Genomic DNA, 11,950 nt, shown 5'->3' on the forward strand with positions numbered 1-11,950 from the left:
CGCTCCTACCGCCCCCAGCGCAGCACGACCGGATCGAGCGTGCGCGCGATCTCGATCAGGCCGGCGCGCGTCGCCGGATGCAGCGGTTGCAACGGGTGCCGCACCATGTCCGACTTGATGACACCGCCCTCGCGCATCAGCACCTTGCAGGCCTGCAGCCCGCATTGGCGGTTCTCGTAGTTGATAAGCGGCAGCCAGCGCGCATAGGCCTGCACGGCCTCGTCGCGGCGGCCGGCGAAGAACGGATCCATGATCTGGCGGATGCCGTCGGGATAGCCGCCGCCGGTCATCGCACCGGTGGCACCGGCATCGAGATCGGCCATCAGCGTGATCGCCTCCTCGCCGTCCCACGGTCCCTCGATCACGCTGCCGCCCTTCTCGATCAGGCCACGCAGCTTGCCCGCGGCCATCGGCACCTCGATCTTGAAGTACCTGACATTGGCAAGCTCCTTCGCCATCCGCGCCAGGAAGTCCACCGAGAGCGGCGTGCCCGCGACCGGCGCATCCTGGATCATGATCGGGATGTTGATCGCATCCGACACCACCCGATAAAACTCGTAGATGCCCGGCTCGCCAACGCGGAAGGTCGCGCCGTGATAGGGCGGCATGATCATGACCATCGCGGCGCCGGCGGCCTCCGCCTCGCGGCTGCGCGCGGCGCACACCGCCGAGGAGAAATGCGTGGTGGTGACGATCACGGGAACGCGGCCCGCGACGTGCTCGAGCACGGCATGCATCACGGTCTCGCGCTCGGCATCGGTCAGCACGAACTGCTCGGAGAAGTTGGCGAGAATGCAGATGCCGTGCGAGCCGGCATCGATCATGAAATCGATGCAGCGCCGCTGTCCGTCGAGGTCGAGATTGCCGCTGGCGTCGAAGATGGTCGGCGCCACCGGGAAGACGCCGCGATAGGGACGCTGTGCCGAACTCGTCATGTCAAATCCTCCCCCGTGATGTGTCGCAGCTTGATTCGTCACACCTTGCGGAACGGCAGCGGCGGACCTTCGAGCCTGCGCAGGCCCGGCTCGCGCCGCTCCAGCCACCAACCATACTGCTTCGGCCAGGACGCGAACACCTCGCCGCTTCCGCGGCCAAGCGCAAGCTCGGCATGCAGCGGCCAGTTCGGATCGAACAGCGCCTCGCGCCCGATCGCGACCAGATCGGCATGGCCGCCCGCCAGGACATCTTCCGCCTGCTGCGGATGCAGGATCAGTCCGACCGCGATAGTGGCGATCTCGGCGGCGCGGCGGATTTCCTCCGCATATCGCACCTGGAAGCCATAGCCGCGCGGAATCCGCGCGGCGGTTGCCGAGCCGAGCAGGCCGCCCGACGAGCAATCGATCAGATCGACACCGCGCGCCTTGGCTTCGCGCGCGAATGCGATCTGATCCTCGAGCGTCAGGCCGCCTTCGACACCATCGACCGAGGAGATCCGCACCGACAGCGGCCGCTCCGCGGGCCAAGCGGCGCGCACGGTCTCGATGATCTCGAGCGGATAGCGCATCCGCCCGGCGCGGTCGCCGCCATAGGCGTCGCTGCGGCGGTTCGACAATGGCGACAGGAATTCGTGCAGGAGATAGCCATGCGCGCAATGCACCTCGACGAATTCGAAGCCAGCCTCCACTGCGCGCAAGGTGGCGCGCCGCCATTGCTCGCGCAACGCGGCGAGCTCGGCCGCATCGAGCGCGTGCGGCATCAGCCAGCCTTCCTCCATCGGGATCGCGCTCGGCGCCACGGTCCGCCACGGCAGATCGCCGCGGGCGCGGTCGGCCTCGTCGAGTGCGGCATTGCCGTACCAGGGGCGCTGCATGCTGGCCTTGCGGCCGGCATGCGCGAGCTGGATCGAGGGCACCGCGCCGTTGTCCTTCAGGAACGCGGCGATGCGTTCGAGCGGCGCGATCTGCTCGTCGTTCCAGATGCCGACATCGCCATGGGTGATGCGGCCCTCGGCGGTGACCGCCGCGGCCTCGACCATCACGAGGCCGGCGCCGCCCTGGGCGAACTTGCCGAGATGCACGAGATGCCAGTCATTGGCGAGGCCGTCGGTCGCCGAATACTGGCACATCGGTGAAATCAGGATGCGGTTTCGGGAGGTCACGCCGCGAAGCGTGATCGGCTGAAACAGAAACGGCTGCGACATCGGGTCCTGCGGGAACGTGGTGGCGGGAGAAATGGTGGCCGAAAGCTAGGCGGCGCGCGAGCCGATCGCAAGCCGCGCCGCAGCGCAGGCGGCAAGACCAGCGCGCATGCAGCGCATCCACTGCGGCGCGATCCGCAAAACCCGCAACACTTGGTGCAGAAATTTTCCCCGGTTGGTAAACATTTTCCGTCATCGCCGGGTCACGCCACCATTCGCAATTCGCGCCTGATATGCCTACATTGCCGACATGAAGAAAATCGGATTCCTCTCGTTCGGGCACTGGACGCCCTCCCCGCAATCCCAGGCCCGCTCGGCCGCGGATGTGCTGCTGCAATCCATCGACCTCGCGGTCGCCGCCGAAGAGCTCGGCGCAGACGGCGCGTATTTTCGCGTCCATCACTTCGCCCGCCAGCTGGCCTCGCCCTTCCCGCTGCTGGCGGCGGTCGGCGCCAAGACCAGCCGGATCGAAATCGGCACCGCCGTGATCGACATGCGCTACGAAAACCCGCTCTACATGATCGAGGACGCCGGCGCGGCCGACCTGATCGCGAGGGGACGTTTGCAACTCGGCATCAGCCGCGGCTCGCCCGAACAGGTGATCGATGGCTGGCGCTATTTCGGCTATCAGCCTGGCGAAGGCGAGACCGACGCCGACATGGGCCGCCGTCATGCCGAGATCTTCCTCGACATGCTGCGCGGACAAGGCTTTGCGCAGCCGAATCCGCGGCCGATGTTTCCCAACCCGCCCGGCCTGTTGCGGCTCGAACCGCTCTCGGAAGGCTTGCGCGAGCGCATCTGGTGGGGCGCCGGTTCGAACGCCACCGCGGTCTGGGCGGCGAAGCTCGGAATGAACCTGCAGAGCTCGACGCTGAAGAGCGACGAGACCGGAGAGGCCTTCCACATCCAGCAGGCCGCGCAGATCCGGGCCTACCGCGCCGCCTGGAAGGAAGCGGGCCACACCCGCGAGCCGCGGGTCTCGGTGAGCCGCAGCATTTTCGCGCTGGTCGACGACCGCGACCGCGCCTATTTCGGCAACGGGCAGGATGAAGACCAGATCGGCTTCATCGACGAGCGGACACGCGCGATCTTCGGCCGCGGCTACGCCGCCGAGCCGGACAAGCTGATCGAGCAGCTCAAGACGGACGAGGCGATCGCGGAGGCCGATACCCTGCTGCTGACCGTGCCCAATCAACTCGGCGTCGCCTACAACGCGCATGTGATCGAGAGCATTTTGACTCACGTCGCGCCCGCCATGGGATGGCGCTGATCACCACCGATGATGCAACCTCGGCCACTTGCCGGCCGCTCTCGCGTTCCGGCGGAACTCCGTTCTCAAACGCGGAGAACTACGGAAACATAACTGCGTGTTGTGAGAAGAACAGGTCGAGTACAGTGCGTTACGCGCGCACGTTGCGTGAACAGACCGCCGTAATATCCCGGGATCATCGCGCGAGGCCGGTCTGTGGATTGCCCAGGTCAGGAATCCCGATCGCGATTGCGGCGCGTGAGATCGAGGCGATCGACATGCTCGTCAATCCGCCGGTTCAGCTCCTGATCCTCGCTCGAATTCCTGCCGCGGCGGGCGCGAACGACAAATACGCATCCGATCACAACAATCGCAAACAGCGCGTAGGTCCACCATTCCATACATTGATCTCAAATGAACGCTCGCGGATACGAGCGGAAGGGTCATCGTTCAGGCCCGCCGCGATGCACCGGTCTTGGTGCATAAAAAGGATTAACCAGGCAGGTTGCCGGATTCCCCGCAGCGCTGGCCTGGCACTCCTTCATCGACATGAAGATACAATCCATTCGATCGCCGACCAGTTCCCCGTAAACACGCATGCAGACCGGGTAGCGAGGATCATACATTTGTGCCGATGCCGGCTTCGTCGTGCAAAGCGCGCCCAGCGCGAGCAGCAGCGCTCCAAGCAACCTCACGTCTAGTCTCCTGCTATTGCCGAGAAATATATTGTCTCGCCGACAAGACCGCCCCGTGCAATTTAGCTTTGGGGCTGGAGCGGGCGAAGGGAATCGAACCCTCGTATGCAGCTTGGGAAGCTGCCGTTCTACCATTGAACTACGCCCGCGATCTCAATTGCTTGAGGTCGACCCCGTGGGTGCGACCGCCGGACCATAGCCCGGGCCGAGGCAGAGGATCAAGCGTGCATTGACACCGATCGCCGCGTCGCCGCCCGCTACCAGCCCATCCTCACAAGCACGTCATTGATCACAAAGGGCGCAGCCGCGGATGCGTCGCAGCTTCCGCCGCGCGCATAGATGCAGGCATCGCTGAAGCCGACGCGGGCACAGCTTTGCCGTGAAAAATCCGCCGGCAGATCGCCTGCGGCCTCGGGCCGCGCAAGGATCCGGTTGAAGGCCGGCTTGGTCGCCCGCAGCAGCAGCGGCGGCAGGATCAGCTCGGCGAGCGGATCGGCAGGTTGCAGCGCATAGAGCGGCACCGGGCCGACCAGTCGTTCCCGCCCCGGCAACTGCTGGAAACGAACGTCGTAAAGCGCAAGGCCGCACATCTGCGGATCGCTGCGCAACTCAGCCGCGAGCCGCGCAGCGCCGACGCCGCGCGTCCAGTACTCGCGCATCTCTTCGCTGGTGCCAGCCAGCGCCACCGACAGCAGCGCCCAACCGCCGAGGACGATCGGCAATGCCCAGCGGCGCCACGTGTCTTTCGCACGCAGCCATCGGACCCAATCGGCCGATCCCAGCGCCGCGACGATGGTGAACAGCACCACCGACAGGAAGATGAAGCGGTATTCCTTGTGCGCGATCAGGCTGTGGAAGACGAGGTTGACCAGCGCCACGGTCGCGAGCAGCGGTGCGTGCCGCCAGCCGCGCCAGATCGCAGCGAGCGGGAGCAGGATCGCCACCGACCAGACGGTCAGGAAGTCGATGAGATAGGCCGACGGCGGCGACACGCCGAATTCGATGGCGCGATCGTGGACAAGGTTTTCCCTGATATTGGCGATCAGCCAGGCAAACGGCACGCTGCCATGCGCCAGGTCCATCGCGGCGGCCAGCAGCATCGCAACGAGCCCGCCGGCGACCAGCGGAACCAGGTTTCGCAAGCGTGCCCAGCACGCCCCGAGGGCCAGCACGGCGATCGCCGGCGCAAACTGGAAGCGGCAGACAAAGGCGAAGGCGAGCAAGGCACCGCCGATCGCAAGACGCCGCTGTGACGGACGATCGGTGACCAGCAGCGCCGCCGGCACGATGAGTGCTGTCGCCAGCGGCTCGCCCAATGTGTGTGGCGCGAGCATGATCAATTCGAACCAGGCCGCGGCCGCGAAGGCCGTGACGACGGCATGGGTGCGCGAGACCCGCGCGCCAAGCAACCAGGCGCTGACCACGATCGACAGCGACGCGCATGCGGCGATCAGACGCGGCACCAGGAACGCACCTGCGCCACCAGGCGCAATCGCATCGCCGAGGGCAACCGGCCCGGCCATCAATGTCGGCAGGAACCAGCCGCGAATGCCGTCGCGCCATTCCCACGTCAAGATGCCGTCATGGCCGAGCATCCGCCACGCCGGCTCGAGATACTGAAAGGTCTCGTCGGGATAGATCACGTTGGGCCAGACCGCGGCCGCAAGGCGCAACACCAACGCCAGCAGCAGCAACGCGAAGAGCGGGTGAACACGCCCGCTCGCGCGCCCGGTTATGCCTGCGCTGCCGGGCGCGGCTTCGGCGCTCGTGCTCGTCATCGTTCCGCCGATCGTCTTTTGGAGCAGCATGCCGGCGACCAGATAGCGGGCAAAGCCTTTAAGATGCGTGACCGGAGGATGCGTCGGGCCGCACAGTCCAGCCGTGACATGCTTAACCGAACGTCAAGATTCCAGATGCGGGCGAGATGCGGCCCCCGGGGAGATCGAGGCGATCGTGGGGTACCGCTGCGATCATGCGTGGCAGCAATGGTGATCTTGCCGGCGTTGCGCTGCCACGGCCGCCCCCCTAAATCTGGGGTATGACCCAGACCACACTGTTGCAGCGCGATCGCATCACGGTGAACGAGTTTCGCTGCACGGCGGAGCCCGGCGACAAACCGTTCGTCGAGCAGTTCGCCTGCCATTCGGTGTCCTATGTGCGCAGCGGCAGCTTCGGCTGCCATTGCCGCGGCCGCTTCCATGAGCTGGTGGCAGGCTCGATCCTGGTCGGCCACCCCGGCGATGAATACACCTGCACGCACGACCATGTGGTCGGCGACGAATGCCTGTCCTTCTTCCTGGACCGGGAGCTGGTCGAGACGATCGGCGACCGCACCTCGGTCTGGCAGGTCGGCTCGGTGCCGCCGCTGCCAGAATTGATGGTGATCGCGGAGCTCGCCCAAACGGCAGCAGCTGGCAACAGCGACGTCGGCCTCGACGAGATCGGCCACCTCCTCACCAGCCGCCTTGTCGAGCTGGTGTCGGACCGCAAGGCGAAGCCCCTGACCGCCGGCCTGCGCGACCGCCGCCGCGCCGTTGAAGCGGCGCTGTGGATCGACGCCAATTCACACCATCAGATCGATCTCGACGATGCCGCTGAGCAGGCCGGCCTAAGCACCTTCCATTTCCTGCGGCTGTTCTCCGCCGTGCTCGGCGTGACCCCGCATCAATATCTCGTGCGTTCGCGGCTGCGCCATGCGGCGCGACGGCTGGTGGATGACGACAGCCCGGTCACCGATATCGCCTATGACGTCGGCTTCGGCGATCTCTCCAATTTCGTGCGCAGCTTCCACCGCGCCGCGGGTGCCTCGCCGCTGAAGTTCCGCCAGGCCTCTCGCGGCGACCGCAAGATTCTCCAAGAACGCCTTGCGCTGCAATAGCAGGGTTGCTCCGGTCCGCGCGTCTATCGACGCGCCCAGCGACTGGAGACCCCATCATGTACGACCACATCGGATTGCGCGTCGCCGACCTCGACGCCAGCGTGCGCTTCTACACCGCGGTGCTGGCGCCGCTCGGCTTCGTGCTCTGCTCGCGCGACGACAGCGGCGCAGGCTTCGGCCCGAAAGGCGAACCGGCGCTCTGGCTGCATCTGCACAAAGGCAAGACCCAGGGCGGCGCCCACATCGCGTTCCGCGCCCCGAGCCATGACGCGATCAAGAAATTCCACACCGAGGGCCTGAACGCCGGCGGCAAGGACAACGGCGCGGCGGGCCATCGCAAGGACTACAGCCCGACCTACTACGCGGCGTTCCTGCTCGACCCCGACGGCAACAATGTCGAGGCAGTGTCGACCTAAACCTCAATCGTCATCCTGATTAAAGGACCACATTCCATGGCTTCGATTCACAAGGACATTCCGATCGACGCGCCGGCCGATCATGTCTGGGACGCACTGCGCGATTTCGGCGCGCTGCATACCCGGCTGGCGCCGGGCTTCGTGACCGACACGCAACTCGTCGGCGACGTCCGCACCGTCACCTTCGCCAACGGCACCGTGGCGAGCGAAACGCTGGTTGATTGCGACGACCAGCGACAACGGCTGGTCTATGCGATCACCAGCGAGCGGTTGAAGCAGCATTCCGCCTCGGTGCAGGTATTTGCCGAAGGCGATGCGCGCTGCCGGGTCGTATGGATCGCCGATGTGCTGCCGCACGAGGTCGCGCCCTATATGGACGCGCAGATGGACCTCGGCGCGGCCGCGATGCAGGCCGCACAGGCCAAATCGGCCAGGAACAAGAACGCGGCGTGAGCTTCCAGGTCGTACGACCTACGACAGCGCCGGTTGCGCCTCGGCGACCGGTGCAGATCGGCCCCAGCGCGTCAGGATCACGCTGAGGCAGGAGAGCACGCCGAGCACGCCCATCGATGCGGCGGCGAGCGCGAAGAAGTTTTGCGCACTCGCCTCATGCGTCGACAGCCACCAGCCGCCGGCGCCGATGAAGATCAGCCGCGCGGTCTGCGCCAGCACCGGACCCAGCACCTTCGCAGCACCTTGCGAGGAGAAATACATCGACATCGCCAGACCGATGAAGGCGTACATCGGCGCGGCGGTCGACAGGTATTGATGGCTGGTCGCCCGCACATGCGGATCATTGGTGAACAGATTGACCCAGAGGTCTGGGAAGACGGCGATGAAGCTGCCGACCACGCCGACCGCGAGGAACGACAGCGTGCCCGCGGTCCAGGCGATGCGCCGCGCCCGCGCGACGCGCTCGGCCCCGACGGCCATACCGATCATCGGCACCGAGGCGATGCCGACCGCGAAGGCGACCGAGGTCAGCATGAATTCGAGCCGCGCGCCGATGCCATAGCCGGCGAGCACTGCGGTGCCGAACTGCGCCAGCATGTGGGTGAAGATCGAGATCGTCAAAACCGATTGCAGTGGCGAGAAGCAGGAGACCGCGCCGACCTTGAGGATGTCGATGAACATCACCCATTGCACGCGCAGTCCCTTGAGCTTCGGCTTCACGCGGGCGCGGCCCGAGAACAGATACCAGCCCATCACGCTGATGCTGATCGAATAGGCGATCAGCGAACCCGCCGCGACGCCGCGCATGCCGAATTGCGGCACCGGCCCGAGGCCGAGCCCGAGCGTGCCGCCGAGAATGATCTGCCACACCGCCGAGGACAGGATCATGGTCGACGGCAGCTTCATGTTGCCGGTGCCGCGCAGGATGCCGGCCATGGTGTTCATCAGCCAGGGCAGGATCGCGCCGCCGAAGAAGATCTGCGAATAGGCGATCGCCTGCGCCAGCACATTGCCGCGGCCGCCGAGCAATTCGAGCAGGCGCGGACCGAAGGTCAGCATGCCCAGCATGAAAGTCAGACCGAACGTCAATCCGATCAGCAGCGCATGCATTGCAAGTGTCGATGCCCGCTCGATCTCGCCGGCGCCAAGCGCGCGCGCGATCGCGGATGCGACCCCGCCGCCCATCGCACCACCGGACATCGTCATGGTCAGGATCACGCAGGGAAACAGCAGCGCCATCGCCGCCAGCGATTCGACGCCGAGACGGCCGATATAGGAGGTCTCCGCGATCACCACGCAGGTGCCTGCGGAGAGCGCGATCACGTTCGGCCACGCCAGCCACAACAGCGTGCGCAAAATCGGCCCGTCGAGCAGCGCATTGCGCGCCGGCCTGGTCACCGGCGGCGGCAGCGGCCGTTCTTGTTCGTCGACAGGTATTTCGGCGAGGCCGAGGTCGGACATTTCTACTCCCGCGCGCAGTCTGGGAGCCGCGCCATGGTGTTTCCCTACCATGGCGAACGGGGATTCCACGTGCGCGGGACGCAAGGGGGGCCTGCGTGATTGCAGGTGAACCTCTGACCTAGCCGATCGACCAGACGAACGGCGCGCCGGCGGCGCCATTCGGCTTCAGATGCACCGGAATATGCCGTCCGCAGCCAGCTGCCAGCCCCTCAAGCAGACCCGTCAGAACGCTGGCGCAGGCCGGGTGATAATCGGCCACGTCGGCCATCAGCTTCCAGCCCTGCTGGCGGATCTCGAACTGGCCCTCGGACTCGCTGATGTCAGCGACATCGTGCTGCGACTCGAACAGCACGCGCAGGAATGCGGCAAATTCCGCGGCACGGCCACGACGGCCACCGAGCGCCTGCGCGACCTCGTCGTAATACTGCATGCCAATGAGCTTGCCGGTCAGATGCAGCAGATAGCTCGCATCCTCGGGGCCGAACACCTGCACGATGACGGGCGCGGCCGTCTTCACATATTCCATCGCGTAGTTGCGATAGGCCTTTTCCAGCCGCGGTTTCGGCCAGCTGTCGACCGGCAATGCCGGCGCGGTTCTGGAATCGAACAGCGGCGCCTCGAGATGGCGCGCGAACACCAGGCGCTGGTCGAGCTCGAGCGGATGATCGTATTCGCAGTAGTAGCCCTCGAGCCCGTCCTGGCCGTCGACGCTCTGCTTGGTGCAGACGAAGCCGAGCCTGAGATCGCCGAGCGCGACACCGTTGTTGGCGTGCCAGCCGCGCAGCATCGCGCGCGAGACCTCGCCGGGCACGCCGCAGATCGCCGTGCCCTTCCAGATCCAGCGCGGCGGCGGATAGCGGATCCAGGCCTTGCGGTCGGTCTCGTACATGTATTCGACATGCACGCCGCCGATCCAGTTGGAGAGATAGTGATATCGCGCGGCCGCGACCGCGGGCGGCAGGCCGTCGAGGCCGAGCTTCTTCAAGCCGGGCAGGAAGCGCTCCTGCTGCTGGCGGCGAAACACGCGGAAGACGAATTCGGCTGCGTCGGCGGTGCCGCGCCGCGTGACCACGGTGAGGATCAGCCCCGTGAAGAAGGCGTGATAGAGATCGGCAACGCTGCGCCACTTCCGCCACTGCGCCTCTTGTGCGCTTTCGCCTGCGGTCATGTTCGCTCCCTGGCTCTTGTTGGCGAGGTCGAGCTCGCATGCGCAATCGTAGCCCGGATGCAGCGAAGCGCAATCCGGGACGGCTCAATCCACGTATGCACCGTCCCGGATTTCGCTGCGCTTCATCCGGGCTACGGAATTAAACGCGGAAATGCTTGGAGAGCTTCAGGCCCTGCGCCTGGTAGTTCGAGCCGATGCGCTGGCCGTAGAGCGCGTCGGGGCGCTCGAGCATGCGTTCATAGACGAGGCGGCCGACGATCTGGCCATGCTCGAGAATGAACGGTACCTCGCGCGAGCGCACTTCGAGCACGGCGCGCGCACCCTTGCCGCCGGCGCCGGCATAGCCGAAGCCGGGATCGAAGAAGCCGGCATAGTGGACGCGGAATTCGCCGACCAGCGGATCGAACGGCACCATCTCCGCGGCGTAGTCCGGCGGCACCTGCACGGCCTCTTTCGAGGCCAGGATGTAGAACTCGCCGGGATCGAGAATGAGGCTGCCGTCGGGCCGCGCCTTGATCGGCTCCCAGAATTCTTCGACCGAATAGCCGCCGCGGCGATCGACATCGACCACGCCGGTGTGGCGCTTGGCGCGATAGCCGACGAAGCCGCCCGAGTTCTCGCCGGAGAGATCAACCGACAGCGCGACGCCATGGGTGAGATCGGCATTGTCGGCATCGACCAGCCGCTCGGCGGCATGCAGCGCGTCGAGCTCGTCGGCGGTCAAGGTCGCTTCGCCGATCCGGAAGCGGACCTGGCTGAGCCGCGAACCCTCGCGCAGCAGCACGGGAAACGTCTTCGGGCTGATCTCGGCATAGAGCGGACCGTGATAGCCGGCGCCGATCATGTCGAAGCGGCGGGTGCCGTCGGCGATCACGCGGGTGAAGACGTCGAGCCGTCCGGTCGAGCTCTTCGGGTTGGCCGCAGCCACGATCTCCGGCGGCAGCGCCAGGCTCTCCAGCAGCGGGACGATGTAGACGCAATTGGTCTCCAGCACCGCGCCGTCGGAGAGATCGATCTCGTGCAGCTTCAGCTGGTCGATCCGCTCCGCGACCGTGGCATCGGGCCCCGGCAGGAAGCTGGCGCGGACGCGGTAGGCGATGTCGCCGAGGCGCAGGTCGAGGCTTGCCGGCTGGATCTGGCTCTCGACAAAGTCATAGGCGGGCAGAATGAGGCCGGCCTCCGCCATCTCCGCGATCATGCGGTCGGGCAGAATTCCGTTGGATTCGTCTTCCAGCGTGAACGACACGATGCGGTCCCTTGGCGATCCCTCGAGATGGCCCAAAATCATACTCTGAGCGGCCACCAAGCCCCAAATTATGGGCTTTTACGGGTTATCCGATGACCGTCTTGACGGAAAGGGCGCGAGGGAATATCAGCTGCACTTATCCCGTGGTGATTTGAGCCGGCCGGCTTGCAGCCACGTTAAATAAGTCGCTAAACAGGCCGGGGACAGTGTGATCCCGGCTTGTGGAGGTTGCTCCAGGCCGGTTTTT

The 11,950-nt window shown here is 65.8% G+C and carries 12 protein-coding genes, 1 tRNA gene and 1 riboswitch; of the genes, 4 read left to right on the forward strand and 9 right to left on the reverse strand.

Features of this window, described 5'->3' with window-relative positions; all coding sequences use genetic code 11:
• Positions 1 to 5 precede the first annotated feature (5 nt).
• The gene (locus ACVIGB_RS28150; RefSeq protein ID WP_456720185.1) at positions 6 to 935 is read right to left on the reverse strand and encodes a dihydrodipicolinate synthase family protein; all 930 of its coding nucleotides are present in this window, start codon (positions 933 to 935) and stop codon (positions 6 to 8) included.
• A gap of 38 nt (positions 936 to 973) precedes the next feature.
• Positions 974 to 2,140 carry an NADH:flavin oxidoreductase/NADH oxidase gene (locus tag ACVIGB_RS28155; protein WP_456720184.1) on the reverse strand — a complete coding sequence of 389 codons (1,167 nt, stop codon included), beginning with the start codon at positions 2,138 to 2,140 and terminating at the stop codon, positions 974 to 976.
• Positions 2,141 to 2,387: 247 nt separating this feature from the next.
• Between ACVIGB_RS28155 and ACVIGB_RS28160 the strand changes: the two genes are divergently transcribed.
• A complete protein-coding gene (locus ACVIGB_RS28160; RefSeq protein ID WP_456720183.1) occupies positions 2,388 to 3,407 on the forward strand; it encodes an LLM class flavin-dependent oxidoreductase in 1,020 nt (339 codons plus the stop codon).
• 209 nt (positions 3,408 to 3,616) lie between these two features.
• Here the strand turns inward: ACVIGB_RS28160 and ACVIGB_RS28165 are convergent, their stop codons facing one another.
• The 4 genes from ACVIGB_RS28165 to ACVIGB_RS28180 all read right to left on the reverse strand — a co-directional run bounded on the left by ACVIGB_RS28165 (position 3,617) and on the right by ACVIGB_RS28180 (position 5,859).
• Positions 3,617 to 3,787: a hypothetical protein gene (locus ACVIGB_RS28165; RefSeq protein ID WP_456720182.1), complete on the reverse strand. Its 171-nt coding sequence runs from the start codon at positions 3,785 to 3,787 to the stop codon at positions 3,617 to 3,619.
• A gap of 42 nt (positions 3,788 to 3,829) precedes the next feature.
• Positions 3,830 to 4,081, reverse strand: a complete 252-nt coding sequence (locus ACVIGB_RS28170; RefSeq protein WP_212319774.1) for a DUF3551 domain-containing protein — start codon at positions 4,079 to 4,081, stop codon at positions 3,830 to 3,832.
• Between the two features lie 75 nt (positions 4,082 to 4,156).
• Positions 4,157 to 4,230: transfer RNA gene (locus ACVIGB_RS28175), tRNA-Gly, on the reverse strand.
• 108 nt (positions 4,231 to 4,338) lie between these two features.
• The gene (locus ACVIGB_RS28180) at positions 4,339 to 5,859 is read right to left on the reverse strand and encodes a 4-amino-4-deoxy-L-arabinose transferase (RefSeq protein ID WP_456720181.1); all 1,521 of its coding nucleotides are present in this window, start codon (positions 5,857 to 5,859) and stop codon (positions 4,339 to 4,341) included.
• 260 nt (positions 5,860 to 6,119) lie between these two features.
• On the opposite strand from ACVIGB_RS28180, the gene ACVIGB_RS28185 reads away from it, so the two are divergent.
• Genes ACVIGB_RS28185 through ACVIGB_RS28195 form a run of 3 tightly spaced genes read left to right on the forward strand, consistent with a single transcriptional unit; the run spans position 6,120 to position 7,828 of the window.
• Entirely contained in the window at positions 6,120 to 6,959 is an 840-nt protein-coding gene (locus tag ACVIGB_RS28185; RefSeq protein ID WP_456720180.1) for a helix-turn-helix domain-containing protein, read from the forward strand.
• A 56-nt stretch (positions 6,960 to 7,015) separates the two neighbouring features.
• Positions 7,016 to 7,375: a VOC family protein gene (locus ACVIGB_RS28190; protein ID WP_176528760.1), complete on the forward strand. Its 360-nt coding sequence runs from the start codon at positions 7,016 to 7,018 to the stop codon at positions 7,373 to 7,375.
• A gap of 36 nt (positions 7,376 to 7,411) precedes the next feature.
• Positions 7,412 to 7,828, forward strand: coding sequence for an SRPBCC family protein (locus tag ACVIGB_RS28195; RefSeq protein WP_456720179.1), 417 nt, complete (start codon positions 7,412 to 7,414; stop codon positions 7,826 to 7,828).
• 18 nt (positions 7,829 to 7,846) lie between these two features.
• Here the strand turns inward: ACVIGB_RS28195 and ACVIGB_RS28200 are convergent, their stop codons facing one another.
• The 3 genes from ACVIGB_RS28200 to ACVIGB_RS28210 all read right to left on the reverse strand — a co-directional run bounded on the left by ACVIGB_RS28200 (position 7,847) and on the right by ACVIGB_RS28210 (position 11,703).
• Positions 7,847 to 9,289 carry an MATE family efflux transporter gene (locus tag ACVIGB_RS28200; protein ID WP_456720178.1) on the reverse strand — a complete coding sequence of 481 codons (1,443 nt, stop codon included), beginning with the start codon at positions 9,287 to 9,289 and terminating at the stop codon, positions 7,847 to 7,849.
• 118 nt (positions 9,290 to 9,407) lie between these two features.
• Positions 9,408 to 10,457 carry a hypothetical protein gene (locus ACVIGB_RS28205; RefSeq protein ID WP_456720177.1) on the reverse strand — a complete coding sequence of 350 codons (1,050 nt, stop codon included), beginning with the start codon at positions 10,455 to 10,457 and terminating at the stop codon, positions 9,408 to 9,410.
• Positions 10,458 to 10,596: 139 nt separating this feature from the next.
• A complete protein-coding gene (locus ACVIGB_RS28210) occupies positions 10,597 to 11,703 on the reverse strand; it encodes a 2'-deoxycytidine 5'-triphosphate deaminase (RefSeq protein ID WP_171947862.1) in 1,107 nt (368 codons plus the stop codon).
• Positions 11,704 to 11,836: 133 nt separating this feature from the next.
• A riboswitch (SAM riboswitch) is annotated at positions 11,837 to 11,916 on the forward strand.
• Positions 11,917 to 11,950 lie beyond the last annotated feature (34 nt).

This window comes from Bradyrhizobium sp. USDA 4341, assembly GCF_054063755.1.

Excerpts from the sequence above, each read along its gene's own strand:
- ACVIGB_RS28150 (WP_456720185.1), bottom strand. The coding sequence starts at position 935 with ATGACGAGTTCGGCACAGCGTCCCTATCGCGGCGTCTTCCCGGTGGCG.
- ACVIGB_RS28155 (WP_456720184.1), bottom strand. The coding sequence starts at position 2,140 with ATGTCGCAGCCGTTTCTGTTTCAGCCGATCACGCTTCGCGGCGTGACC.
- ACVIGB_RS28160 (WP_456720183.1), top strand. The coding sequence starts at position 2,388 with ATGAAGAAAATCGGATTCCTCTCGTTCGGGCACTGGACGCCCTCCCCG.
- ACVIGB_RS28165 (WP_456720182.1), bottom strand. The coding sequence starts at position 3,787 with ATGGAATGGTGGACCTACGCGCTGTTTGCGATTGTTGTGATCGGATGC.
- ACVIGB_RS28180 (WP_456720181.1), bottom strand. The coding sequence starts at position 5,859 with ATGACGAGCACGAGCGCCGAAGCCGCGCCCGGCAGCGCAGGCATAACC.
- ACVIGB_RS28185 (WP_456720180.1), top strand. The coding sequence starts at position 6,120 with ATGACCCAGACCACACTGTTGCAGCGCGATCGCATCACGGTGAACGAG.
- ACVIGB_RS28190 (WP_176528760.1), top strand. The coding sequence starts at position 7,016 with ATGTACGACCACATCGGATTGCGCGTCGCCGACCTCGACGCCAGCGTG.
- ACVIGB_RS28195 (WP_456720179.1), top strand. The coding sequence starts at position 7,412 with ATGGCTTCGATTCACAAGGACATTCCGATCGACGCGCCGGCCGATCAT.
- ACVIGB_RS28200 (WP_456720178.1), bottom strand. The coding sequence starts at position 9,289 with ATGTCCGACCTCGGCCTCGCCGAAATACCTGTCGACGAACAAGAACGG.
- ACVIGB_RS28205 (WP_456720177.1), bottom strand. The coding sequence starts at position 10,457 with ATGACCGCAGGCGAAAGCGCACAAGAGGCGCAGTGGCGGAAGTGGCGC.